This is a genomic window from Thalassotalea euphylliae (genome assembly GCF_042682785.1).
Lineage (GTDB): Bacteria > Pseudomonadota > Gammaproteobacteria > Enterobacterales > Alteromonadaceae > Thalassotalea_F > Thalassotalea_F euphylliae.
In genome coordinates this window covers 171,218-196,099 of sequence record NZ_JBHUIB010000012.1, presented here as the reverse complement: position 1 = coordinate 196,099, position 24,882 = coordinate 171,218, and the positions used below count along the sequence as shown (strand labels likewise).

Genomic DNA, 24,882 nt, shown 5'->3' with positions numbered 1-24,882 from the left:
ACGACACAAAGGTGTTCACATGGATATTAGAAAAATTAAAAAACTGATCGAGTTAGTAGAAGAATCAGGTATCAACGAAATTGAAATTTCTGAAGGCGAAGAGTCAATCCGCATCAACAAAGGCGGTACTATGGTACAAGCGCCTATGATGCAAGCAGCACCGATGGCAGCAGCGCCTGCAGTAGCACCTGCAGCGCCAGTGGCTGCGGCACCAGCAGAAGCGTCAGCAGCACCTGCACTTTCTGGCCACGTTGTACGTTCACCAATGGTAGGTACATTCTACGCATCGCCATCGCCAGAAGCACCAGCGTTTGTTGAAGTGGGTCAACATGTGAATGCTGGTGATACACTGTGTATCGTTGAAGCTATGAAAATGATGAACCAAATTGAAGCTGACAAGTCAGGTGTTATCAAAGAAATCTTAGCGCAAAACGAAGACGCTATTGAATTTGACCAACCGCTATTCATCATTGAATAAGCCCAACCAATAAGGCTAGTTTCATGTTAGATAAAGTTGTTATCGCAAACCGAGGAGAAATTGCATTACGTATTTTACGTGCATGTAAAGAACTCGGTATTAAAACGGTAGCGGTGCATTCAACAGCAGACAAAAACTTAAAACACGTTTTGCTTGCTGACGAAACCATTTGTATCGGTAAGCCACCAGCTACAGAAAGTTACTTGGACATTCCAAGTATAATTACAGCGGCAGAAGTGACTAATGCTGTTGCTATTCACCCGGGTTACGGTTTCCTTGCTGAAAATGCTGACTTTGCTGAGCAAGTGGAACAATCAGGTTTCACATTTATCGGCCCTAAAGCAGAAAGTATCCGCATCATGGGTGACAAGGTAGCTGCTATCAAAGCAATGAAGGCTGCTGGTGTTCCGTGTGTACCTGGTTCTGATGGTCCACTTACAGACGACGCAGATGCTAACCTTGCACATGGTAAACGTATCGGCTATCCAGTAATCATCAAAGCATCTGGTGGTGGTGGTGGCCGTGGTATGCGTGTCGTTCGCGAAGAATCAGAGCTACTTGAAGCCATTCAGTTAACTAAAACTGAGGCACGTCAAGCGTTCAATAACGACATGGTTTACATGGAGAAATTCCTAGAAAACCCTCGTCACGTTGAAATACAAGTCATTGCAGACGGCCAAGGCAATGCTATCCACCTAGGTGAGCGTGACTGTTCAATGCAGCGTCGCCACCAAAAAGTAGTGGAAGAGGCGCCTGCACCGGGTATAACACCAGAAATGCGTAAGCAAATTGGAGAGCGTTGTTGCCGTGCATGTATCGAAATAGACTACCGTGGTGCTGGCACGTTTGAGTTCTTATACGAGAACGGTGAATTCTATTTCATTGAAATGAACACGCGTATTCAGGTAGAGCACCCTGTAACTGAAATGATCACAGGTGTTGATTTGATCAAGGAGCAACTGCGCGTTGCTGCTGGACAACCTTTGTCTTACACACAAGACGATATCAAGATTGCTGGTCACGCTATTGAGTGTCGTATCAATGCTGAAGACCCTCGTACGTTTATCCCTTCACCAGGTAAAATTACCCGCTTCCATCCTCCAGGTGGTATGGGCGTACGCTGGGATTCTCATATTTATGCAGACTACTCTGTGCCGCCACACTATGACTCGATGGTAGGTAAATTGGTCACTTATGGTGACAACCGTGCTGTCGCAATCGCTCGTATGCGTAATGCACTAAATGAATTAGTTGTAGATGGCATCAAAACAAACATCGCACTTCACCAAGATATTTTGAATGATGAAGGCTTTGTTAATGGCGGTGCGAACATCCATTACTTAGAAAAGAAATTAGCGGAACAAGAATAAACTGTTTCATCGCTATCAAAAACGCTAGCTTTATGCTGGCGTTTTTTATGCCTAATGAAAAATCAATCCAGCCTCATGTATAATTCGTACGTAGTGAAAAAACAGGTAATACAAATGAGTGAAGAAATTATAGAAAAACCCACCCCACCAGGCGAAAACGAGTGTTGTGATAGCGCCTGCACGCCGTGTGTTTGGGATATTTTCTATGAAAAGCGACGCAAGTGGCGCATTCAAGAAGCAGAACGTCGAGAAAAAGAAAAGCAAAGTTCAGACTAAAAGGCCGTTTATTCCAATAAGCTCTCCCAATAAGCTTTTGTTGCCACAAGAAATATGGCATAACAAAGTGTCAATAGTTTACGAGAGATTGGTATGGCATTAAGGGAATACATATACGAAGCTTGGCACATCAACGGTAAGCAATCTAAAGCGATATCTGACCTCGACGAACTAAACCTGCCAAATACCTGGTTACACTGCAATCGCACCGATGACAACTTCCACCAATGGCTAGTACAAGAAAACATTGATGAAAGTATTATTGAGTCACTACTTGCCTCCGACACCAGACCTCGATTTCAACGTTTAGAAGGCGATGCGTTTTTACTAATTGTGCGTGGCGTAAACCTGAACAAAGGTAAGCAACCAGACGATATGCTTACCGTGAGAATGCTGTATACGGGCGACCGCTTGATCACTTGCAACAGCCAAACGTCACGCGCTATTGAAGCAACCAGTGCTAGCCTGGCGAGAGGCAAAGGGCCTTGTGATCTTCCGCAACTGGTGATCGAGCTGCTTACTCAATTGCATTTGCGCATCGACTCATTTTTGGATCCGATAGAAGAATTTATTGATGCTCAAGACAAAGATAAATTCGATCCGGCTGACGCACTAGAGCTCAACGATATGCTGAGAAAACTGTTGAAGCTTAATCGATTTTTGAAGCCGCAAGCACATGCGCTAAATGCTGTAGTGCGCGCGAACATGCCGATATTTGAATCGCTCTCATTGGCCTTAGCAAATCAGCAAGATGTACTCAGCCGAATAGTTGAGTCCATCGATTTTTACATCGCCCAAGTAGATGTCATTAATGCTAAAATTGCACAACAAAATGCCGAACTTATGAATCGGAACACCTATATATTGTCGATAATTGCAGGCATTTTCTTACCACTGGGTTTTCTCACTGGATTGTTCGGCATCAATATCGGCGGGATGCCGGGCGTAGAGAACGAACAGTCGTTCTATCTTTTCTGCGGCATTTTATTGGTGATTGGCGTTTTAGAATACTTGGTATTTAGACGGCTGAAATTTTTATAATCTCAGCCTTTAGGTTGGTTTTCATGTTTCAATGCCAATGTTCCGTCGATATGAATATCCCGTTGAGGGAACGCCACAACAATTCCTTGCTCCTCAAAGGCCTTATTTAAAGCAAAGCGAATGTTACTAGAAACGAGGCGAAGACCCCCTTCTACTTGCGAATTAATCCAAAAGTACACTTCAAAAATCAATGCGTTATCGCCAAAATCTTGAAAAAATACGGCGGCTTTGGGTGTATCCAACACTTCAGGCTGCTGGGAAGTTGTTGCTAACATAATAGAGGCAACTTTTTCACTGTCGCTGCCATAGGCAACACCTACTCGCACAGTGCCTCGGACCAACTTGTCACGTAATGTCCAATTGATCACTGTATTTTCCAACAGTTTACTGTTTGGAATTAACATATGGACACCATCAACACGGCGTATACGGGTCGAACGCGTATTTATTTCTTCTACTGTGCCTTTAACGCCTTCTACTTCTAAAAAGTCACCGATACGAATAGGCTTTTCGCCCATCAATATCCAGCCACTGATAAAGTTATTAATGATGTTTTGCGCGCCAAAACCAAAGCCAATCGCAATAGCACCTGATAAAAAGGCAAAGGCAGTAATCGGTACATTCAGCATCGACAGCGTCGTGATAAAAATAATGGCTAAAGCGATGACATAAAGTACCCGCTCAATCAGGTGTACGATATTGGGGTCTTTATTTTTGTTTTTTAATCGGGTTGCTAATTTGCCAATAAAAACACGCGACAACCAAATACTGATAATGAGCCAAAGAGGTACCATTAGTACCTCCAACAAAGTAATCACACGTTCGTTAAACGTAAATAATGGATAACTTAAATAATGCTTTATTTCCGCCAGCATAAAAGTGCCTTAATTTTGCTCAGATGCAACAAACGCATTCGCCGCGTCAACGTAGAATCGCTCGCCCAAAGCCTGACGACCAATTAACATTAAATAAGTCATGTCAGAACGGTCACTTAGCGTAATCTCAATATCCCATTCACTAGCTCCCATGACGGCAGGAGTTTTGATCACATAACGCTGTTCACTCATACCATTAGACGATTTTACCTTGCGTACATCATGCAGCAGAGCTTTGCATCGAACAGCTTTATCAACATTGTGAATCTCTGGATGAATATCAAATGCTACGCCGGGTTTACCACCGATAGAGATGCGCTCAATATTGTCCACGTGCAAAGAAGAGGTTTGTGCTCCCGTATCTACGCGCGCCGTGAGCTGGCTAATCGCCAGCTCAGGTAAGTCTACATTTTCTAGCCGCCCAATAATTATTCTGTCGTTCATAATAATGCTTCACTATTTTTGGTAATTGCCACTAACTCTTCTTCAACGTTTTCAATCTGCTCGGCAACCTCTTCATCATCTTCTTTGAAGTAGGCAATGTGATACATGGCTTCACCTTCTTGGACAAGAGGAATATTCTGTTTACCGATAATAACGCCACTTTTTGTCGCAACAACCTCACCTAACGCTTCACCATAAGGGCCACCAATATCGGCAAGCACTTCGCCTTTTTTCACCTGGTCCCCTAGCTGAAAATGATGGCTTACAATACCACTAGCGTTTGCCCTCACCCAACTACTGTTGTTGGCGACAAAGTAATTGATTTGTTTCTTACTTGAGCGCCCTTTTCGCATCATTTTAAGATGGCGTAAGACATTAACAATGCCTTTAATTCCCGCTCTGATTGAAAACTCATCAAACCTCAGCGCTTCACCGGCTTCATAGAGCAACACTTTAGTTTTGCTATCAACGGCAGCGTCACGCAAAGAGCCATCTATAATCTCAGAGTTTAGTATCACTGGAACGCCAAAGGCTTTTGCCAGCTCAAGTGTTTCCTCATCTTGCAACTGCGCACGAATTTGCGGCAGGTTAGAGCGGTGGATAGCGCCTGTATGCAAATCAATGCCGTAGTCACAATGACTAACAATCTCTTTTAAGAATATGTTTGCCACGCGCGCTGCTAATGAACCTTTAGCTGAGCCAGGAAAACTGCGATTTAAATCGCGCCTGTCAGGCATATAGCGACTTTGGTTCACAACGCCATATACATTAACCATGGGAACAGCAATCAATGTCCCTGCCGTAATCTTAAATCCCTTTAAATTGATCAGCCGTCTAATGATTTCAATGCCATTAAGTTCGTCACCATGCACGGCGGCACTAATAAACATTGTTGGTCCTGGTCTCTTCCCGCGAATAATATAAACCGGTAAATGCACATCGGCATCTGTGTATAGCTTAGCCACGGGCAAATCTATTTTCTTAGTTTCACCCGGCAATATAACGTGTTCACCAATTTTTAATTCTTGCATATCTGTTTCCTTGCTCAGCACGTAGCATGCAGCAATTATCCTTTCCCTTTCGTACGCGTAGCGCCAAACTTGGCATTTTTCTCAATAAATTGAATTAAACTACCCGCAACATCTAACCCTGTTGCCTTTTCAATCCCCTCTAGCCCAGGTGAAGAATTCACTTCCATCACCATTGGCCCATTGTGCGAGCGCAACAGGTCAACACCACAACAATTAAGCCCCATCGCTTTCGCTGCGGCTACGGCTGTAGCACGCTCTTCTTTCGATAACTTCACCACTTCCGCGGAGCCACCACGGTGGAGGTTAGAACGAAACTCTCCCTCTGCCCCTTGACGTTTCATGGCTGCAACAACTTTATCACCAATGACGAAGCAGCGAATATCTGCGCCACCTGCTTCTTTGATAAACTCTTGCACCAAGATGTTCGCTTTAAGGCCCATAAATGCTTCGATAATACTCTCTGCAGCTTTTGCCGTCTCAGCAAGTACAACACCAATCCCCTGTGTTCCTTCAAGCAACTTAATCACTAACGGTGCACCACCCACATTTTTAATTAGATCTTTAATATTATCAGGCTTACAAGCAAAGCCGGTGCGCGGCAAACCTATGCCCTTGCGCGATAACAATTGTAAAGAGCGCAATTTGTCTCGAGATCGACTGATCGCTACTGACTCATTGACATTAAAGGTACCCATCATTTCAAATTGCCGGGCCACCGCAGTACCGTAAAATGTGATAGAGGCACCAATGCGCGGAATAATCGCATCGTATGTTGGTAACTCTTCACCGTGATACCGGACAGCAGGCCGACTGCGTGTGATATCCATATAACAATGGAGCGTATCAATCACATCTATCTCATGACCTCTCTCGCGAGCCGCTTCTACAATACGACGAGTCGAGTACAAATTCTCATTACGCGATAAAATAGCAATTTTCATTTTTAATTCCTTAAGTTTGATGGCGGCAAGATAGTCGAAAAAAAGTGAAAACAAAATCAAAATAAACTAGGCTATTTAATAAATATTTTTTATCAAAAATAACGAATGAAGCTCGAATTACTCACCACATTCTTAGAAGTTAGCCACACGTTGCACCTAAGGATAGCCGCAGAAAACCTTTTTATCACACAGGCCGCTGTCAGCAGTCGAATCAAGCAGCTTGAAGAAGAGCTAGGCATCCAGCTGTTTGACCGCTCACAAAAGCGTGTCAAGTTGACCGCAGAAGGCCATCGTCTAATACGTCATGCCAATGAAATGTTGGTCATGTGGCAAAAGCTTAAGCAGGATGTTGGTATAGCACCCGGTAGCTCATCGCAACTATTCGTTGGTTCAATGATGTCTATTTGGGATATTGTTCTGCAAGATTGGTTGCAGAAAATTCACCGTAATCTCGACGACGTACATTTACATACACAAACATACTCTCCTATTGAGTTACGTAAGCAAATCCTTAGTCGTTTGCTCGATATCGCCTTTATTTTTGAGCCTCCTTTTGTTGAAAACATTGTTACAGAGAAAGTTAGCTCGGTGCCATTGCAGCTTGTCAGCACCAGCAGTTCGGCAACGATAAACCAATTAGAGAATATGGTAATGGTGGATTATGGTGAATCGGTAAACTCACAATATTTGAGAGATTTTGTAGAATGTACTGAGGTACGCCATAACATGAGCCAACCTCGTATAGCCCTTAATTTTATTTTAGAAGCAGGTGGGTCTGCCTATTTGCCAAAACAGATGTGTTTTGAGGCTATTCGTAAAGGCAAACTGCATTTGGTCGAAGGTGCCCCGCAATATAGCCGAGACATTTACGCCATGTACCTTGCCAAAAGCTATAAAACGGCACTTATCAAAGATGCTCTGCAGCTGTTTCCTTACCTAAGAAACTAACAGATACCACTATTTCTTAGATAAATTTTTATTTACAGTCTGATAGAAAAAAGTTATCAAACAAGACTTTTATTTCAAACTTGTTAAATATTTTTTCACAAGAAATTAAAAAGCCACGGTCGTATGCGTAGCTTTGTTCATAAACGCAAGTATTAAGCTAGGCTAGCGCTAACACTTTGGTGACTAACTTGCCGATGCCAGCATCTGCTTCAACAAGACTCTGCGCTAACATATAAGCAGGCGTACTGACGACTTTATTAGTTTCATCGACCACAATGTCATCCACAGCACAATCAATATGCACGCCGCCCAATGCTGTGATACCGGCAGCGGTATCAGCATCATTACCAATCGTCGCTTTCGCACCTTGTCCGTATACCATTGGGATCATCGCTGGTGCTATGCACATAAAACCGGCTGCTTTGCCAGCGTCAGCAAAATGTTTGCACGCTGCAAGCACATCAGACTGCATGACTGCTTCAGGACCTTTTACCGCAAAATCACAAAGGTTTTTTGCTGCACCAAAACCACCAGGTAAAATCAACGCATCAAAGTCTTCAGCGTTAAGCTCAGTCACAGGTTTTATATCGCCTCGTGCAATTCGAGCAGCTTCCTCTAACACATTGCGATTCGCAGCCATTTCGTCTCCAGTGATATGGTTAACGGTATGCATTTGCATCATATCTGGTGCGAAGCATTGGTAACTGGCACCTGCTTTAGCAATATGTAAAAGGGTAAGCACGGCTTCATTAATTTCCGCACCATCAAAAACACCACAGCCTGCTAATATAACGGCTACTTTCTTCATGAAACATCTCCATGTGTATCTGTTAGTTGTTTATTATTATGTTTATGTTTCGCGCCAATAAAATGGGGTAGCTGACAAATCACCACCACTATCACTGAACACCACATTAGCGCACTAAACGGCAGTGCCGTGCCATCGTATGCCAGCGCTAAAATAGGGCCAGCCAAACCACCGACACCAAATCGTAAAACACCTATAACAGCGGTTGCTGTACCGGACTGCTTGGCAAATTCCTGCAAAATCAACGCATCTGCATTGACCGCCACCATAGAAATGCTGCCCATTAACGGCAAAACGGCTGCTACTGTATAAGCCAGAGGCAACGCTAGCATATTAACCAATAATAGTGCGCTTGAGCTAACAATCGACACCATCAAACCAAACTGCAACATACGTCTAGAGCCTTTGCGTACCACGAGTCTAGAATTAATAAAATGGGCGGTCATTAGTGCCAATACGTTGATGGCAAACAATACAGAGAACCAAAATTCATTGACCTTAAACACCGTTAAGTAGACAAATGGAATAGCGGTAATATAGGCAAAGAACGCCAATGAAATCATCATTGAGGAAATCAGATCCAATCTTGCCCCTTTGTGCCCAAGGACGATTTTATAACGCCCTAAAAAGCTGACTTGCTGACGCGAGAGTTGTGTTGAGTTGGGCAAAACCTTCGCTACCATCGCCACTACGATGCAGGTGTAGGCTGCCAATCCGATAAAAATAGCCTGCCAGCTATGTATGGTTAAAAATACACTGCCAATTGCCGGAGCAATCATAGGTGCCACCATCATGATCATACTGACATAAGACAGCCCTTTGGCTGTGTCTTTGCCGTAATATTCTCGAATAGTACCAGGCACCACGACTGTTGCTGCACTGCTGACAAATGCTTGTGCCATACGAACCGCTAAAAACGATTCGATACTCTTACAAAGCAAGAGTAAAAAGGTAAAGCCGATAAAACCTATCAGCCCAGTAAGCACTAGGTAACGTCTAGGGTACTTGTCAGCAAGAGGCCCGAAAAACAAAAGACCTAAGGCATATCCCACCAAGTAGATACTTAGTGAATTTTGCACCATCGACATATCGGTCGAGAGTTCAGCAGCAATGACAGGCATCGCTGGCAAATATAAATCAATCGCGAGCGGAGACACCGCCATAATAGAAGCTAAAACGGGTAATAAAATAGCTAACGAAACTGGGGCCGCTGTTTTTGTCACTAAAGTTCCTGTATTGCCGTGTGGCGTTTATACACTAAATTTATGCACTAAGTGCTTGTTCTTGATATTTGAAGGCGAGCTGCCCTAACGTTTTAATGGCTTCTTCCACTCTTTCACACCACTGCACGCCAAAGCTGATACGCATATAATTTTTGTACTTACCTGATGGCGAGAACGTTCGGCCCGGTGCAAAACTAACACCTTGCGCAATCGCTTCTTGAAAAAAGTCGCCCGTATCTACATGCGAACGGCACCTTACCCAAAGCACGCTGCCACCTTTCGGTTTTGAAATACACACTTCACTGGGGAAATGCTCCGCTATCAGCGCGCGCATACGTTCACTGTTGTATATCAGCTTTTTGCGCAGCACCGTAAGGTGACGGTCATATTCACCTGTCAGCAAATATTCAGTGAGTGTCCATTGCTGCAACATAGGTGTAGAGCATGATTGCGCACGTTTAATTCGTTTCGCTTGCTCTTCATATTTTCCAGGGATTAACCAGCCAATACGATAGCCAGGCGCTGCGGTTTTAGAAAACGAAGAACACGTTAATACTAAACCTTTTTCAGAATAAAGTTGCGCTGGCTTCGGTCTTACCCCTTCAAAATACAAATCACCGTATGCATCATCTTCAATCAAGGGAATATTATGTTTCTCAAGCATAGCAACTAAGCTCTGACGCTTTTCTTCCGTCATCAATGAGCCTAACGGGTTATTGATAGCCGTAGAAAACATACACGCTTTTACATTGTATTGTTGCAGCGTTTTTTCGAGCTCCGACAGACTGACACCGTCTTCTGTGCAGGTATACACCTCTAACGCTTTCATACCCAAACTTTCTATCAGTTCTATTAAACCAAAGAAACATGGCGATTCTATGGCAATAACATCACCTTTTTCCGCTACACATTGCAGCGCTATCGACAATGCTTCTTGAGCGCCGTTAGTTATCACCATGTCTTGATAATTTACCGCAACACCTTGTTCTTGATAACGAAACGCTAATTGCATCCGTAACTTAGGACAGCCATTGGACGGTCCATAACTTACCGCTTTCTCGGCAACTCGACTGATTACCGAACGCATCAAACGCGCTAATGCTTTATCTGGTGGATGCGTGTGTACAGGGTTTGAAATACCCAAAGCGACTGTGTCTGGTAAATGGACTGCATCATAGACTTGTTCGATCAAACTGCGGCATTTTACTTCCACAGGTTTTGCACCTGCCCACTTGTTGGGTCTTGGTTGCAACGTTCGTGCTTGCTGCGCTTTCAAATAGTAGCCTGATTGTGGCCGAGCACAGACACGACCTTGTCGCTCTAGCTCAACATAAGCTTGCTTAACAGTTGGTACACTGATCTCTAATTGTTTGCTTAATTTCCGCAAACTTGGGAGTTTATCTCCTGGTTTCAACAAGCCATCTCTTTGCTGTTTTTCAATGAAATCAACAATTTGTTGATACAAAAAATCAGGTGCTTTGCGATCAAGTACTTTCATAAAACTGTATAGGTTTCATTTTCGTTTTTCTGTATATGTTATTAAAACAAATAGTCGATAGACTGTCCATTATCAACGAATACCGAGGTAACTAACGCAGTATTACTACTGGAATTTTTTATTTGGAATAGAAAAGAAGGAGCACGTCATGTTATTTATGCCACTAATTAACCGTTTTCTTATCGCGTGGATTAACGCCGTTACTAAGCGCGAGCTTGGTAAACGACTTGTTCAGCAAGAAACACAAAACGTGCGAATGTCCAAATCAGTGAAATGCTGCGCTAACGCGTCGGGAGAACATCATGAATAATGCCGTTTTATATTTACTAACGGTACTCATATGGGGAAGCACTTGGATTGCGATAAATTACCAGTTAGGTGATGTCGCACCAGAAGCTTCTGTCACCTACCGATTCTTATTAGCGTCAGGCGTTTTGTTTGTTTACTGCCTGATTCGCAAGCTACCGATGAAAATGACGGGTATTCAACATATCCGTCTTGCACTCTTTGGCATGACGCTGTTTGGTTTAAATTACTTCTTGTTATATCAAGCACAGCAACATATAAATTCGGCGCTCGCATGCATTGGCTTTTCAACCTTGTTGTTGTTCAACATTATCAATGCCCGTATTTGGTATAAAACGCCAATAACAGGCCAAGTAGTCTTGGGCGGCGGCATAGGACTAATCGGTATTATTGTGCTGTTCTGGCCACAAATTGATTCATTAAGCATGAGTGATATGACGCTGTATGGCTTAGTGCTTTGTCTAATTGGCACTGCGTCAGCCAGTACCGGAAATATGCTGTCAATCCGCAATCAAAATGACAATATGCCCGTTGTTCAATCAAACGCCTGGGGCATGCTGTATGGCACCATCTTCATGGCGTTTATGACTATCGTTCAGGGCAAAACGTTCACCTTTGACTGGTCTGTGCCATATGTCAGCTCGCTGGTATTCTTGTCAATCTTTGGTTCTGTGATCGCCTTTGGTTGTTACTTGTCACTGATGACAAAAATTGGCCCACACAAAACGTCTTACGCGAATATTTTATTTCCTGCAGTAGCTGTTGCCATCTCAACAGTTGTTGAAGGATTTGAATGGAACGCATATACCGTTGCAGGCTTCGTCGCCATTATGGCAGGAAACTTCGTTGTCTTAGCTAAGCCTAAAAAGAAAAAATCCGAAGAAGACGAAAAACTTGTGACAAATCAACTCGCTACTGATTAGTATTTGATACCTTTTAACCTCAACTGGTTTTGTTTTCGCTTGACTATTGATGACGACTATCCATCGGCTTAACAATCAGTTGAGTATTATTGGCAGCGCACAACGACTAAGCGCGTTATGCCGTGGGCATGGCACTTCCTTCCCGCCATGCCCCTTTTCTTTTTTATTGCTCCAAGCAAAAAAACTGGGTCGACATAACATATCGACACTCTCAGCCTATCGAAATTCTGTGACTGAGATTACTTTTTAAACATTCATTTGCAATAAAAGAAACAACAATGCTATAAAATACGAAAGGAATCGTAAAAACAAAAACAATTAAAAAAAGAGGGATAAACCTATGCGCTTCATCACGTTAGCAATACTGAGTGTCGCACTGTTGCTCAATCCCGTAAAAGCGGTGGAAGTAACAGAGCTTAACCCTATTGAGGTGCTAAAAGTTTCGTCAACATTGACCAAGGACCCTGTCGCCTACAACGTTACCTTGCCTGTTAACTATCACGACAAAAAAGATAAGCAATACGTACTATTAGTCGACTTCCACAAGCGCAGCCAACCTCTACATGCAGGCATGCATGACTGGATGAGTCATAACGGTGCATGGCCATGGATAGAAACCATTATTGTGACGCCGACCGACTATAACCCTCAATTTCGTGAGATATATAGCGATTACTGGGAGGGTAAAAATCAACACCTTATTGACTACATTGAAAAGGATTTACTCGCAGCAATAACGAACAAATATCGAACCAACGGCTTTAAAATCTATAGCGGCTTTACAGGAAATGCAGCGGTGGGCCTTGGGTTAATGCTTGATAAGCCTGACTTATTTAACGCGTATATTTTAGCAAGCCCTGTATTGAAAGAGCACCCACTCAACTTCCCTGAAAAGATTGAAAAGCAAATGACCGCTTTTGGAGAAAAGCCTCGCTACGTTATGTTATCGACCAGTGATAGTGGTTATGAACAAGCGCAACTAGAAGCATTTTCAGCTATTACAGATAAACTTGTTAACGCTGCTCCTAAAAGCCTTACTGTGAGTATTAAGCGCTTTGATGGTACGTATTACATGACACAACCGGTACTCGCCACAAGTCATGCCATTGAAGAAATTTTTGATGATGCACATAAACGTTTAGCGCCAGACTCTGACATTGCAAAACAAGGCGCTGATGCGATTATCAAGCACTATAAATATCTTTCTGACGAGAAATATGGATTTGAGGTTTCTGCACAACCTTCTCTAAAAGCACTAGGCAATGCTTTACTCGAAGCAGAACCCAAGGCGGCAATCGCCATCTTGCAAAAAGCCATTGAACAATACCCGGATTCAGCTTTTGCTTACGACGCTTTAGCAGCGGCTTACTTTACTTTAGAGCAAACAGACAAAGCGATATCGACACAGAAACTGGCGGTTAAGCATTCCGACAAGCTTGTTGAATTTTGGCAAAGAAAGCATCAAGAAACCTTAACCAAATATCAAGTATCTTCAACTGCTGAAGCAAACGCGCCTGAATAACTTTTCTTGCATTGTTTTCATCGAAAGTAGCTATTTAAGACAGGCTACTTTCGATGATTTTCCCTGCTAACTCTTTGGTTAGCTTTGCGGCAACTTGCGCTGTTACACCGTCGATATCACGATTGGGGTTAAACTCCACGACATCAGCTCCCACTAGCGGCGCATCGATTTGGTGAATCAAATTGATCACTTCTCGCGTCGTTAACCCGCCGGGTTCTCTATGAGATACCCCCGGAGCAAAAGCCGGATCAATGCCATCAATATCCAGCGACAGATAAACCGGACCGTCAAACGTAAGTGGTTGTTCAAGCGGCCAATGGCGCATTTCTACCATTTCCACCTCAAATTTTTGTGCTTGCTCGACTTGATGTTGATTCAAAGTACGAATACCGATTTGCACCAATCGCTGACAAAGATTGTCTTCCATCACACGAGCGAAGGGACAGGCGTTAGCAAAGCGATTGCCTTTAAAGCTGTCATATAAATCCGAATGCGCATCAATATGAAGAATGTTCAATGTTGGAAAATGCTTCGCATAAGCCTTCAAGATAGGGTAAGAAACACTGTGATCTCCACCCAGTGACAACACCAGTTGCCCACTATCAAGCTGTGCAGCTACCGCTTGCTCAATCGCATCATTGAAATGCATGTCTTGAGCAAATTGCACATTGTCAGCAAAAAACCATTTAGGATTATCTGCTAAGTTCACACCAAGTTCAGTGCCTTTATTTAATGAACCTGAAGTAAGTACTTGCTTAACAGCATCAGGCGCTAGAGCTGGCCCCCGTTCAAACGATGAATTATCGTCGAACGGAATCCCCAGCAATGAAACGGCACGATAAGTTCTCACCATTAAAAGTGTCCATCGTCTTGGCCAATAGGTGAACCTGGTGGCAAGGTGATAGTTGATGCCGGCGTGACAAGTTTTCCATTTTCTAAACTGAATTCGATTTGCTCGGCCAGTAAAGCGAATTGTGCGCCCATGCCTTGGTATTTACGTGATTTGCGATTGTCATCTAACCAGTCAGCTAGGTCTTTTAGCGTCACATAAAGTTGCGCCCGTACCTCAGTCACTAGACTTTTGTTGTGCCACAGCGCAAGCATATGCTCGACGACTTGTTGGTTAACACGCTGTTGCACCAACATTGCCAGACCCTTTTGATTCGTAGTACGTACCGTTGCGTCTAGCATCATGTCAAAAAGCTTTTCAACTGACGGTATATCTTTGCCCATTACCGACTGCTGCTCTAAACGTGCTAAACGCTGGGCGTTTAACATCAAGCTAACCGTATGCTTGGCGGAGGCTTCAGCAGCACTAACCGGATCAAACGTAATTCCGGTATTTGCCTTAAAGCTCTCACGATCACGACGATATCCGTAAGCCTTAGGTGGAATTAGCGAAATAAGCTCATCATTAAGCGTAAGCGTTTGCGCAGATAGCGTGCTCAGTAGTGCTTCGATAGCTTGATACTGCATCTCTCCTTCAACAGGTGAAACACCATCAGCACTATCGCTTTTTTTCACCTCATAAGAATAATTAACGCCAGCGACCAATTTAGCTGCCGCTTCAACTTGGTAACGGTGAAAGTTATAAATAGGCACAAGTACCTGCTCAATCTCAGAAAGTGGCGTGCCAACAGCAATTGAATTCAAACCAAAATCGCTAAGCGCTTTTTCACGAACTTGCAGTACTCGTGACAATTCTGTGGCTGCATTCTCGCCGTTATCCCACAAGTGTCCAGTTGCATGACCGCCTGATTTAGGTCGCGCATCAGGGTCAGACATATACTGCAAACCGTCATTCTGTGCTTTTGCGATTAAACCTGCCAAGGCTTCACTTTCTATCTCAGGTGCTAAGTCGCTGTAGCCGTAAGCAACAACATACTTATCCCACACGCCAATGCCTGTATCATAAGCCTCTGATAAATCGATATTGCCACCTTTTAGCTGAACATAAGGGTGTGGGTAATCCATTACCGATGCACGACTGTTTACACTTGCGGCAAAGTTATGGGCAATGCCCAATGTGTGCCCTACTTCATGGGCCGAAAGCTGTCGAATACGCGCTAGTGCCATTTCTTTTTGCTTGCTGGTGTCGACATTCTCAGCGCTGAATGGGGAAGTTAAGCCAAGCGCAATTAAATAATCTTGGCGCACACGCAGCGAACCTAAGGTCACATGACCTTTAATGATTTCACCCGTACGAGGATCGATAATCGACGAACCGTAAGACCATCCGCGCGTAGCTCTATGCACCCATTGAATCACGTTATAACGGGCGTCCATAGGATCTGCGTCTGCGGGAAGAATTTTAACTTGAAAGGCGTTTTCATAACCAATGGCTTCAAACGCCTGGTTCCACCACATAGCGCCATCGATAAGCGCAGATTTAACCGGTTCAGGGACTCCGGCATCAAGGTAGTAAACAATAGGCTCAACCGCTTCTGAACTTGCCGCATCTCTGTCTTTCTTTGCTAAACGGTGACGAGGAATAACGCGTTGCACTAGCGACTCATCAATCGCTGTCGCATAATCTGCATGGCTAATTGACCAGTAACCACTGTATGGGTGAAATTGGCGTGGTTGATAGTTATCGTCAGGTAACTCAATCAATGAGTGATGAAAATTAACGGTAACAGCCGAGTTGTCTGGCGTAACTGATTTTAAGTAGTCGCCAGCACCACTGCCTTTAAACGTAATAGTTGCTTCAAATTCGGTATTTTTAGGAAAGGTTTTCGTGCGTTTCTTGTATAAGCCACTGCGCGTCGCATCTACTTTGAAGTTACCTTGTTTGGTGTTTTTTAAACGCTCGCCAACACCATGAATGTCAGACAATAAAAAAGGCGTATAATCGACAACGACTTTATCTTTATCACTTTCAGCAACCTTGAAGCCCCAAATTATCGAACTTGCGAAGGCCTCGTCGATGGCCTGGCGTTCTAACGTGTTGTCACTGTTCGCACGATAGTACGTATTTAATTGGCGTAAAAAGACCTTGTCACCCACGCGCTCAAACTGGACGATTCGCGTATCGCCAAGCTGACCACGATCTAAACCAATATCATTCGAGCCTATACCGTGCGGCATACTACTCTGGAATAAGAATGGTTGATCAAACGCATCAATTTCTAGGTAAACTTTACCTGTTTGATCATCTATGTAATACGAGAAAAAACCCTGATGAAGGTCTTTCCCCTTAGCGAAGCTTGCAATATCTGCCCAAGAAATTGGACTGACAATGATGACCAAGAGCAAGGCTGACAACAGACGAAAATTTTTCATCCTAATTCCTTATTATTTTTACTAAAAACGGTCACAAATTTGGGATATAATCCCCAGAAAGTTTTTTTGAAAACTTTCAGTGAATTTGATCAAAATGCTGGCGAATAAAAAATCAAACGCAAGTAATTTTGTATAAGTTATACAATCATCTGTTCAGATTCAATGTGTATTCTAGCCACCCATTAACCATAGCCATTTTTGGCGTTTGAGCAATTAGGTAAAAAAATGCAACGACTAGCTCCAGCGTTACGTGACGACCATGTTCCTTTAGATTTAATCTCTCTTATCAAAACCATTTTAGCTGCAACAAAAGAAATTTCTTTCCGTGTTAGCCAAGCGCAACTGGGTGGTTTGATGGGTTCAACGCTTGATGAAAACATTCAAGGTGAAATTCAGAAAAAACTCGACGTTGTTGCCAACGAATTGTTCAAGGATATCGTATTAGAATCAGGCTTTGTTAAAGCGATTTCATCAGAAGAAGAAGATACATCCGTTCCTGGTGATCCAACTGGTAAATACATTGTCTCGTTTGACCCGCTTGATGGTAGTTCAAACATCGATATCAACTCGCTGATTGGTACAATCTTCTCTATTCACCTAGCGAATCCAGATTTAGCAGCTGACGATCCTGCGCAATTCAAACAAGCAGGTAACAAACAAGTATGTGCTGGCTATGTGCTTTATGGCCCATCAACCATGCTAGTGATGACTACGGGTAAAGGTACTCATTTCTACGTGCTTGACCGCACGCACGGTGGTTACTTATTGGTTGAGCGCAATGTAAAAGTGCCTGTCGATACCAGAGAATTTGCGATTAACATGTCGAACCAACGTTTCTGGGAAGAGCCAATGCAAAACTACATCAGCGACTTAGTTGCTGGTGAGTCAGGTCCTCGTGGCGAGTACTTCAATATGCGTTGGATTGCTGCCATGGTGGGTGACATTCACCGTGTGTTATGTCGTGGTGGTATTTTTACCTACCCTGCTGACAACAAAAATCCTGAAAAACCATACAAACTACGTTTGATGTATGAAGCAAACCCGATGAGCTACTTAATTGAACAAGCTGGCGGCTTAGCAATGACAAGCCAAGGTCGCATTATGGATATTGAGCCTACCGATATTCACCAACGCGTTGAAGTCATCATGGGTTCGAAAAACGAAGTAGAGAAATGTTTGAGCTACTATAAATAAGCTTCCTACAACGCATTCCTACCTAAAATCGCACCTCTAGAGGTGCGGTTTTTTTATGTCTTCAAACAAATAAAATTTCGCATAAAAATTAAATATATAGCGATCCACAGACTACACTTATCAGTACATTAATTGATAACTCAAGGCAAAATACCTTGAGCGAAGATTTATAGGAGATTTATGCAATCAACGTTCAATAAGTTACTGACTGTCATTCATTTTATCGCTGCTTTTGTTTTAATTTTAATCGCCCTAATTACGATGGGGTGGTCAGTCTATGAAATATTCGCCAGTCTGTTCACAGACGATAAGGACGGCTTCATTCCGCTTATCCTCCAGTCTGTAGGCGCCATCATCATAGCCGCAGCACTCGTTGATGTTGCGCAATACATGATAGAAGAAGAAGTCTTTAGTGAAAAAGAACTGCGCAACCCAGAGGAAGCCAGAAAAACAATCACCAAAATAATGGCGATTATTTCTATTGCGGTAAGCATTGAAGGACTCGTTTATATTTTCAAAGCAGGCACAGAAAATTTAAGTTTGTTAATCTACCCAGCATCGCTAATATTCGTTTCTTCATTGTCTATAGTTGCCCTTGGTATTTACCAAAAGTTGAGTATAAGTGTTGAAACAAAAACACGTGAAGTCATCGACTCCGATAACCATAACTAGTGCGCAACAAGATATAATCAAACAGTCTACTGAAATGTCGCATTGCTGCTAACAATGCGGCTTTTTTTTATGCAATAAAAACTGCTAGAATACGCGCCCATTAACGAATACAAATTTTTTGCTTGGAGAAATCTCAATGCCAGCTTACGCGGTAGGACATAAGGTTCCAGATTCAGACTCTATTTGTTCAGCAATTGCGCTGTCATACCTTAAGAACCAAATCGGTGAAGACGTAAAACCTGCACGTTTAGGTGAATTATCGCCTGAAACGTTATTCATCTTAGATAAGTTTGGTTTCGAACAACCTGAATTGAAAATGACCTTTGCTGACACCGACGGCATTTACGTTGTTGACCATTCTGATCGCATTCAAGGTCCAGATGATATCGACGATACAACAGTTTTGGGCATTATCGACCACCACAAACTAGGTGATATCACGACATCTACGCCGCTAGAATGTTGGATTCGTCCTGTCGGCTGTACTAACACTATCATCAAGATGATGTACGACTTCCACAGTGTTGAGATTCCAAAAGATATCGCAGGTGCGATGATGTGTGCGATTTTATCTGACACCGTTATCTTCAAATCACCGACGTGTACAACCGCTGATATCAAGTGTGTTGAAGCGCTTGCTGAAATTGCTGGTATCGAAGATTACAAAGCACTTGGCATGGAAATGTTTGAAGTAAAATCTGCTGTTGCAGGCACGCCTATTCGCGACTTAGTAAAACGCGACTACAAAGACTTCGACATGCACGGTAACAAAGTTGGTATTGGCCAGTTAGAACTTATCAACTTAAACCTTGTTGATGACATGAAAGCTGACCTTCAAGCAGATATCGCTACGATTAAAGCAGAAGGCGACTACCACAGTGTATTGTTAGTGTTAACTGATATCATGAAAGAAGGCTCTGAAATTCTCGTTGTCAGTAACAACGACGATTTAACAGAGAAAGCCTACGGTAAGGCGTCTGTAGACGGTAAAGTGTGGATTGATGGCATTATGAGCCGCAAGAAACAAGTTGTTCCGCCACTGCAAGATTCATTAGCATAATCGCTAAATACGTATTACTGAAAAAGCCCGTCAATTGACGGGCTTTTTTGATTCCCAAACGAGCTCAAAAGGCTCTTCTTCCCGTTCTATTTTTTCTGTATTTATACTCCAGAATTGCCGCTCGAAAACTTCATAGCCCAATTTATTAAACAATGTTTCCGCACTGTCACTAGTGTACAAATATTCGAGTAAAGCTGCTGAATCATTCGGGTAATACTCAGCATTAACACCGTAATTCAGGCCCATATGGATAGACCAAGCAGTTTCCTCGACAACAAACTGCCTAATGATTGAAGCTTCGGTATCTTTGGGGGCATCAAATTCTTTAACACGGCTGGACTGAAACCAAGCGACTTTTTCGTTAACGAGATCAGAAATACCAGCATCCAGCAATGAAAGCTGCCAAAAGCGTCGAAAAATAGAGGAAAAAGCGGGGTCACAAAACTCGTTATATGGCTTAACTTGCACATTGGCTAAAGAAAAATGATTCACGACTTTTGCAATACTGTTGTATCTTTCCTGCCAATACCCTGCCATCAGAGACTGCCATTTTTCCACAGTCAATTCTGGTGTAAGGCGGTTATAGACCATCAATTCGTCTGCCACAACAATGAAGACATTGTCGTGTCGCTCTGACAGTTGAGGTAGAACGGAGCGCAAAAACGCACTTTTAAAGTTTTTACTATCAACACTTACAACCAACATACCGGTGTTGTTTTTATTGTTACTCAAGTTAAGTGCCACCCTGTGAATTGATATTTATAATGTAGGTCAAAAATTCTTCGTCGTATCCCGCCAAATATTCTTCATAATCTTCAGAAATCGCTCGGTGATAAGCACCTGCTACGGCAGAAAAAAATGCAACTTCACCGTTGTATCCATTATCTAGCCGACTAACCAAAGAAGACTTTTCGGCTAAGAGAGTCTGCGCATATCGGCTAAATGCCCGATTCTTTTCAACGGCAGACGTCACCGTTTGTTTAAAGTCAACCTCCTCTTTATTGCCCCCATTGAACGCTTTGTACTTATTTTGCCAGTACCGAATAATTAAGCCATGCATGTAGGTGCTGAATTTTTGGCTGAAGCCGGTATAGGTTAACGGGTTGTATAAGCTTGTACGTAAAAATTCACTGCCGTTAATAGTGGCTTTAATAATATTTTCTATTTCACGCCAATGGACTTTATCTATCCCCCCCAGATGCTTAATTTTGTGCATTTTTTGCCATTCTTGGAGGAAAATAAACATAGCCGCTCTAGCCATTTGAGCTTCTTCACTCGTCTCATCCTTGATTGGAACAAATAGGGCATTCCGAAACCCAGCATTGTCGACCATCAATTTATTGATAAAGCGCTCACTGTCTTCAATACTGATAGTAGTTTGCAGCTTGGTTTGCCACTTCAAATCTATAGTTTGATAGATGATGACTGCGATGCCTAGAAATGCGATTAACACCTCAAACATTTTGACGATGTCATTTTTAAAGAAACTGATTAGGTTTTCTTTGAATTTTATAAGCCTTGTTTTGACGACTGGCTGAACGGTTAAAAGGTTACCTGCTTGCTCATTTCGCGTGAATGATAACCCTGCAAATGGACCGTCACTCCACATCACTTCTACTTCCATGGGAGCAGAATCTTCATCTAGCTTTAATTTTAACTTTTGTCCAACCTCGCTATTGTTGGTCTTAACCATCGCTTTGCAGCCGCTTTGACTAAGGTCCATTATTCGACAGCGTTGCTTTTTTTTCCCTTGAAACATACCATCGAAATTAACCAAATACCGTCTATGATTTCGCGGATCAGGATTAGGAATATCCATATTACCCTCCAAAGAATATCTTCATAGAAAATTGTAGTTTAAAAAACGAAACCCAACATTATTTTGACAAACCCTATTGCAGATTCATGTCATTGTATAAACAAAGTTTTGTTGCCATTATTTGCCGACACTGACAAGTCGAATTAGCATATTTCCTATACACAAAGCAGATAACCAAAGGTTCAACATGCAAATTAGAGAAGCTACGTCATCCGACTGGGACGCCATCTGGCCCATTTTCAAGGAAGTTGTTGTTGCAGGTGAAACATACGCCTTTGATACCGACTTAACTAAAGCACAAGGGGAAACAATATGGCTAGATACACCAAGAAAAACCTTTGTCTTTGAAGAAAACGGTCAAATACTGGGTACTTATTACATCAAAACCAATCAAGCCGGTAACGGTAACCATGTCTGCAACTGTGGCTATATGGTATCGTCGATTGCGCGCGGCAGAGGGTTAGCAACTCAACTATGCGAGCACTCGCAACATGTTGCCGTTTCACTTGGCTACAAGGCCATGCAATTTAACTTTGTTGCATCAACCAATAAAGGCGCGGTAAAACTTTGGACCAAACTTGGCTTTAACACAGTAGGGACATTGCCTAATGCCTTTAACCATCCTGAGCATGGCTATGTTGATGCCTTTGTTATGTATAAATGGCTAGCGGACTAACGTAGGCAAAGATAAAATACAGCGGATTTAGAAAACAGAGTAGTCATTATGGAAAAAAGCAGCGAGAAAAGAGCATTCAGTCAGTGGTTTTTTGGTGAGTATTCATGGGGTTTAAAAGTCAGTTGGATATTGGCAACAATCGTTGCGTTTTATATCACTGTTATCAACGATGTGAATCCATTTGCATTGCTCGTCAACGGCGACTATAACTCAGCACTCTTGCTTCTTATTCTTGGCTACTTATCAGACTTCCGCTACCGCTTTGTGAGAGAAGTTCGAAACGATTAAACCATGCAAAAAGGGCTCATCGTTAATTGAGCCCTTACTATAGTGATATTTAGTTACGCCCTGCCATCACACCGCCATCGACATCCCACACAGCACCTGTTACCCAGCTTGATTTGTTGGTCAGTAAGAAATGAATAGTGTTGGCAACATCGTCAGCACTACCAATTCGACCTATTGGATGGAAACCATCAAATCCGGCTAAAGCGTCATCTACTTCTTTAGGGTCAATAAAGGTTTCATAAATTGGCGTTTTAACTACTGCTGGTGATACCGCATTAACCCGAATATTGCTGTCTGCTAGTTCCATTGCCATATGCTGTGTCAATGCATGTAAGCCTGCTTTTGCCATCGAATAAGCTGATGATGGTGTCGCCTTAACCGCTTGTTTCGCCCACATTGAACCAATATTCACGATCGAACCCTCGCCATTATCTGCCATATTCTGAGCCACGGCTTGAGTGATAAAGAAGGTCGCTTTATTTAAATCATGGTAAACATCATAATCATGTTCGGTATGGTTCAAAAACGGTGTTGGATTAAAGTACCCTGCTGCGTTAACAAGATACTTAATATGCTGCTCAGATTCATTGATATAATTAACAAGGCGCTTAACGTCGTCACTGTTGTACAAATCGACCTGAAGCACATCAGCACTGCCCAATGTGGATAGCATTGATTTTGCGCGTTCAAGTTTATCTTGGTTTCGTCCAACAATAATGGTGTGTATGCCTTGTTCAACCAGTTGTTTTGCCGTTGCCAGTCCCATACCACTTGAACCACCTATAACTAAAGCGAAAGGTTTTGATACGTTATTCATTAGATTATCTCTCCAAATATGATTTACACTACGAGATAAAGCTTAAGCACCAGCTACCCCATTGAAAAGTAAGTACAAAATGGTGAGGTAGGTACTTTTTGGTACATCTTGATGAAAAATGAAGAAAAATTAATTTCTAGAAAATCGCCGCCCGCGAAAAGTGCGCGTATGGTAGAGACCATTTATGGGTGTAAATGGTCATTAACCGTCTATCAATTATTGGCTGACGGCATCAATCGGCCCGGTGAAATGGTCAGAACTGTAGATGGCCTTACCACAAAAGTGCTCAACGAGTGTCTACGTAAAAACACGCAGTTTGGTATTCTTGAACGTATCGCCTACAACGAAGTCCCGCCCAAAGTGGAGTACGAAGTGACGGATTTTGGTCAGAAATTTATTCGCATTTTGGATGAATTAGAAAAGCTACAGCAAGAAATCAGCGAAGATTTCTAGTCAATGAACAAGGAACGTAATATGCGACATATAGTCTCTTTCTTCACTTTTTTAACGATAGCCTTTATCTCTTTTCATTCTACTGCTGACATACAGGTAAGCGATTGTGAGCTATCAGGGCTATGGAAACATTTAGATAAAGAAGCCGTGCTAAATATCGACACCACATCAGGTGAAGTAACGGTCCACTCTCACAAAACCAATCCTAGTGCGGAGGGTCTGGTCATTATTAAAGGGTTGCAGGCACGCAATAACGAGCCTGAACATTGGCTTGGAAATATATATGACGCTGCCTCAAATAGTTTCGTACCAGTCACGTTAAACGTTTCGTCTTGTCAGCATATTGAGGTGTTTAAAAAAGGCAAACGTATCCTAACGCTCAACAAAAAAAGCAGCTGATGATATCTGGCGTTAATCACATCACCATTGCGGTGAATGACTTAGCAGAGTCATTTCACTTTTATACACATTACTTATCAATGAAACCGCAGGCAAAATGGCGTACCGGCGCTTACCTGACGCTGGGCGATTTGTGGTTTTGCCTTTCGGTAGACAACGCCAAGCCAAGTGAAGACTATAGCCATATTGCCCTAACCGTTGCCAGCGAGCATTTTCCTCTGGTGAAAAAGAGGCTTGAGAGCGTAAATGTCGTTCAGTGGAAACAAAATACCAGTGAAGGACATTCCTTTTATTTCCTTGATCCAAAGGGTCACAAGCTAGAACTTCATGTTGGTTCGCTTGCTAGCCGCTTAGCATCACTCAAACAAGCCCCTTATGAGGGTCTAGAGCTATTTGAATAGTCATCTTCTTGTTTCGAATACCCGATTGCCGTGAAAATTGTTATATGCGAACAGGGAAAATAGCTGACTCATCCATAATTTTCGGTGTGGTGAAATCGGAAAAGTATGGAAACGATAGCACCAATCAGTAACTAGCG

28 protein-coding genes are annotated in these 24,882 nt (G+C 42.7%); 16 read left to right on the top strand and 12 right to left on the bottom strand.

Annotated elements, in window-relative coordinates; all coding sequences use genetic code 11:
• Positions 1–19 precede the first annotated feature (19 nt).
• The 4 genes from accB to ACFSJY_RS15400 all read left to right on the top strand — a co-directional run bounded on the left by accB (position 20) and on the right by ACFSJY_RS15400 (position 3,165).
• Positions 20–478 carry an acetyl-CoA carboxylase biotin carboxyl carrier protein gene (gene accB, locus ACFSJY_RS15415; protein ID WP_386036177.1) on the top strand — a complete coding sequence of 153 codons (459 nt, stop codon included), beginning with the start codon at positions 20–22 and terminating at the stop codon, positions 476–478.
• A gap of 23 nt (positions 479–501) precedes the next feature.
• Positions 502–1,848: an acetyl-CoA carboxylase biotin carboxylase subunit gene (gene accC, locus ACFSJY_RS15410; protein WP_386036174.1), complete on the top strand. Its 1,347-nt coding sequence runs from the start codon at positions 502–504 to the stop codon at positions 1,846–1,848.
• Between the two features lie 114 nt (positions 1,849–1,962).
• The gene (locus ACFSJY_RS15405; RefSeq protein WP_386036171.1) at positions 1,963–2,124 is read left to right on the top strand and encodes an oxidoreductase-like domain-containing protein; all 162 of its coding nucleotides are present in this window, start codon (positions 1,963–1,965) and stop codon (positions 2,122–2,124) included.
• Between the two features lie 93 nt (positions 2,125–2,217).
• A complete protein-coding gene (locus ACFSJY_RS15400; RefSeq protein ID WP_386036168.1) occupies positions 2,218–3,165 on the top strand; it encodes a CorA family divalent cation transporter in 948 nt (315 codons plus the stop codon).
• 2 nt (positions 3,166–3,167) lie between these two features.
• Here ACFSJY_RS15400 and ACFSJY_RS15395 read toward each other — a convergent pair whose 3' ends face one another.
• The 4 genes from ACFSJY_RS15395 to rimK are packed head-to-tail and all read right to left on the bottom strand — an operon-like array spanning position 3,168 to position 6,456.
• On the bottom strand, positions 3,168–4,040 hold the full coding sequence (locus ACFSJY_RS15395) for a mechanosensitive ion channel family protein (protein WP_386036165.1): 873 nt from the start codon (positions 4,038–4,040) through the stop codon (positions 3,168–3,170).
• Positions 4,041–4,049: 9 nt separating this feature from the next.
• Positions 4,050–4,484 (bottom strand): ATP-dependent zinc protease family protein, encoded by a 435-nt coding sequence (locus ACFSJY_RS15390; protein ID WP_386036162.1) that lies wholly within the window; start codon positions 4,482–4,484, stop codon positions 4,050–4,052.
• Complete coding sequence (locus ACFSJY_RS15385; protein WP_386036159.1) at positions 4,481–5,515, bottom strand: succinylglutamate desuccinylase/aspartoacylase family protein; 1,035 nt, start codon at positions 5,513–5,515, stop codon at positions 4,481–4,483. The genes ACFSJY_RS15390 and ACFSJY_RS15385 overlap by 4 nt, the downstream gene beginning before the upstream one ends.
• 35 nt (positions 5,516–5,550) lie before the next feature.
• A complete protein-coding gene (gene rimK / locus ACFSJY_RS15380; protein WP_386036156.1) occupies positions 5,551–6,456 on the bottom strand; it encodes a 30S ribosomal protein S6--L-glutamate ligase in 906 nt (301 codons plus the stop codon).
• A gap of 105 nt (positions 6,457–6,561) precedes the next feature.
• Between rimK and ACFSJY_RS15375 the strand changes: the two genes are divergently transcribed.
• Positions 6,562–7,404 (top strand): LysR family transcriptional regulator, encoded by an 843-nt coding sequence (locus ACFSJY_RS15375; RefSeq protein ID WP_386036153.1) that lies wholly within the window; start codon positions 6,562–6,564, stop codon positions 7,402–7,404.
• A 157-nt stretch (positions 7,405–7,561) separates the two neighbouring features.
• On the opposite strand, the gene elbB is transcribed toward ACFSJY_RS15375, so the two are convergent.
• From elbB to ACFSJY_RS15360, 3 genes are read right to left on the bottom strand one after another with little or no spacing between them, the layout of a single operon-like run.
• Positions 7,562–8,212: an isoprenoid biosynthesis glyoxalase ElbB gene (gene elbB / locus ACFSJY_RS15370; protein WP_386036150.1), complete on the bottom strand. Its 651-nt coding sequence runs from the start codon at positions 8,210–8,212 to the stop codon at positions 7,562–7,564.
• Positions 8,209–9,435 (bottom strand): multidrug effflux MFS transporter, encoded by a 1,227-nt coding sequence (locus ACFSJY_RS15365; protein ID WP_386036147.1) that lies wholly within the window; start codon positions 9,433–9,435, stop codon positions 8,209–8,211. The genes elbB and ACFSJY_RS15365 overlap by 4 nt, the downstream gene beginning before the upstream one ends.
• Positions 9,436–9,475: 40 nt before the next feature.
• A complete protein-coding gene (locus tag ACFSJY_RS15360) occupies positions 9,476–10,933 on the bottom strand; it encodes an aminotransferase-like domain-containing protein (protein ID WP_386036144.1) in 1,458 nt (485 codons plus the stop codon).
• Between the two features lie 148 nt (positions 10,934–11,081).
• Between ACFSJY_RS15360 and ACFSJY_RS15355 the strand changes: the two genes are divergently transcribed.
• The 3 genes from ACFSJY_RS15355 to ACFSJY_RS15345 all read left to right on the top strand — a co-directional run bounded on the left by ACFSJY_RS15355 (position 11,082) and on the right by ACFSJY_RS15345 (position 13,684).
• Positions 11,082–11,243: a hypothetical protein gene (locus ACFSJY_RS15355; protein WP_386036141.1), complete on the top strand. Its 162-nt coding sequence runs from the start codon at positions 11,082–11,084 to the stop codon at positions 11,241–11,243.
• Positions 11,236–12,162 carry a DMT family transporter gene (locus ACFSJY_RS15350; protein WP_386036138.1) on the top strand — a complete coding sequence of 309 codons (927 nt, stop codon included), beginning with the start codon at positions 11,236–11,238 and terminating at the stop codon, positions 12,160–12,162. The genes ACFSJY_RS15355 and ACFSJY_RS15350 overlap by 8 nt, the downstream gene beginning before the upstream one ends.
• A gap of 340 nt (positions 12,163–12,502) precedes the next feature.
• Complete coding sequence (locus ACFSJY_RS15345; RefSeq protein ID WP_386036135.1) at positions 12,503–13,684, top strand: alpha/beta hydrolase; 1,182 nt, start codon at positions 12,503–12,505, stop codon at positions 13,682–13,684.
• A 34-nt stretch (positions 13,685–13,718) separates the two neighbouring features.
• On the opposite strand, the gene speB is transcribed toward ACFSJY_RS15345, so the two are convergent.
• Positions 13,719–14,537 carry an agmatinase gene (gene speB, locus ACFSJY_RS15340; RefSeq protein WP_386036132.1) on the bottom strand — a complete coding sequence of 273 codons (819 nt, stop codon included), beginning with the start codon at positions 14,535–14,537 and terminating at the stop codon, positions 13,719–13,721.
• Complete coding sequence (locus tag ACFSJY_RS15335; RefSeq protein ID WP_386036129.1) at positions 14,537–16,966, bottom strand: zinc-dependent metalloprotease; 2,430 nt, start codon at positions 16,964–16,966, stop codon at positions 14,537–14,539. The genes speB and ACFSJY_RS15335 overlap by 1 nt, the downstream gene beginning before the upstream one ends.
• 225 nt (positions 16,967–17,191) lie before the next feature.
• On the opposite strand from ACFSJY_RS15335, the gene ACFSJY_RS15330 reads away from it, so the two are divergent.
• The 3 genes from ACFSJY_RS15330 (at position 17,192) to ACFSJY_RS15320 (ending at position 19,892) form a co-directional block, all read left to right on the top strand.
• Entirely contained in the window at positions 17,192–18,160 is a 969-nt protein-coding gene (locus tag ACFSJY_RS15330) for a class 1 fructose-bisphosphatase (protein ID WP_386036126.1), read from the top strand.
• A gap of 180 nt (positions 18,161–18,340) precedes the next feature.
• Positions 18,341–18,832: a hypothetical protein gene (locus ACFSJY_RS15325; RefSeq protein WP_386036124.1), complete on the top strand. Its 492-nt coding sequence runs from the start codon at positions 18,341–18,343 to the stop codon at positions 18,830–18,832.
• Between the two features lie 136 nt (positions 18,833–18,968).
• Positions 18,969–19,892 carry a manganese-dependent inorganic pyrophosphatase gene (locus ACFSJY_RS15320; protein ID WP_386036121.1) on the top strand — a complete coding sequence of 308 codons (924 nt, stop codon included), beginning with the start codon at positions 18,969–18,971 and terminating at the stop codon, positions 19,890–19,892.
• Between the two features lie 30 nt (positions 19,893–19,922).
• Here the strand turns inward: ACFSJY_RS15320 and ACFSJY_RS15315 are convergent, their stop codons facing one another.
• Both ACFSJY_RS15315 and ACFSJY_RS15310 read right to left on the bottom strand, forming a co-directional pair.
• Complete coding sequence (locus tag ACFSJY_RS15315; RefSeq protein ID WP_386036118.1) at positions 19,923–20,624, bottom strand: hypothetical protein; 702 nt, start codon at positions 20,622–20,624, stop codon at positions 19,923–19,925.
• A gap of 1 nt (position 20,625) precedes the next feature.
• Positions 20,626–21,711: a PilZ domain-containing protein gene (locus ACFSJY_RS15310; protein ID WP_386036115.1), complete on the bottom strand. Its 1,086-nt coding sequence runs from the start codon at positions 21,709–21,711 to the stop codon at positions 20,626–20,628.
• A 187-nt stretch (positions 21,712–21,898) separates the two neighbouring features.
• On the opposite strand from ACFSJY_RS15310, the gene ACFSJY_RS15305 reads away from it, so the two are divergent.
• Positions 21,899–22,387, top strand: coding sequence for a GNAT family N-acetyltransferase (locus ACFSJY_RS15305; RefSeq protein ID WP_386036112.1), 489 nt, complete (start codon positions 21,899–21,901; stop codon positions 22,385–22,387).
• A gap of 48 nt (positions 22,388–22,435) precedes the next feature.
• Positions 22,436–22,675 carry a hypothetical protein gene (locus ACFSJY_RS15300; protein ID WP_386036108.1) on the top strand — a complete coding sequence of 80 codons (240 nt, stop codon included), beginning with the start codon at positions 22,436–22,438 and terminating at the stop codon, positions 22,673–22,675.
• A gap of 49 nt (positions 22,676–22,724) precedes the next feature.
• On the opposite strand, the gene ACFSJY_RS15295 is transcribed toward ACFSJY_RS15300, so the two are convergent.
• Positions 22,725–23,492 (bottom strand): SDR family NAD(P)-dependent oxidoreductase, encoded by a 768-nt coding sequence (locus ACFSJY_RS15295; RefSeq protein ID WP_386036105.1) that lies wholly within the window; start codon positions 23,490–23,492, stop codon positions 22,725–22,727.
• Positions 23,493–23,603: 111 nt separating this feature from the next.
• Here ACFSJY_RS15295 and ACFSJY_RS15290 point away from each other — a divergent pair, with 111 nt between their 5' ends.
• From ACFSJY_RS15290 to fos, 3 genes are read left to right on the top strand one after another with little or no spacing between them, the layout of a single operon-like run.
• On the top strand, positions 23,604–23,945 hold the full coding sequence (locus ACFSJY_RS15290) for a winged helix-turn-helix transcriptional regulator (protein ID WP_386036102.1): 342 nt from the start codon (positions 23,604–23,606) through the stop codon (positions 23,943–23,945).
• Positions 23,946–23,966: 21 nt separating this feature from the next.
• Positions 23,967–24,344, top strand: coding sequence for a hypothetical protein (locus tag ACFSJY_RS15285; RefSeq protein WP_386036099.1), 378 nt, complete (start codon positions 23,967–23,969; stop codon positions 24,342–24,344).
• Entirely contained in the window at positions 24,344–24,745 is a 402-nt protein-coding gene (gene fos / locus ACFSJY_RS15280) for a fosfomycin resistance glutathione transferase (protein ID WP_386036096.1), read from the top strand. Before ACFSJY_RS15285 ends, fos begins: the two co-directional genes overlap by 1 nt.
• The last annotated feature ends 137 nt before the right edge of the window (positions 24,746–24,882 follow it).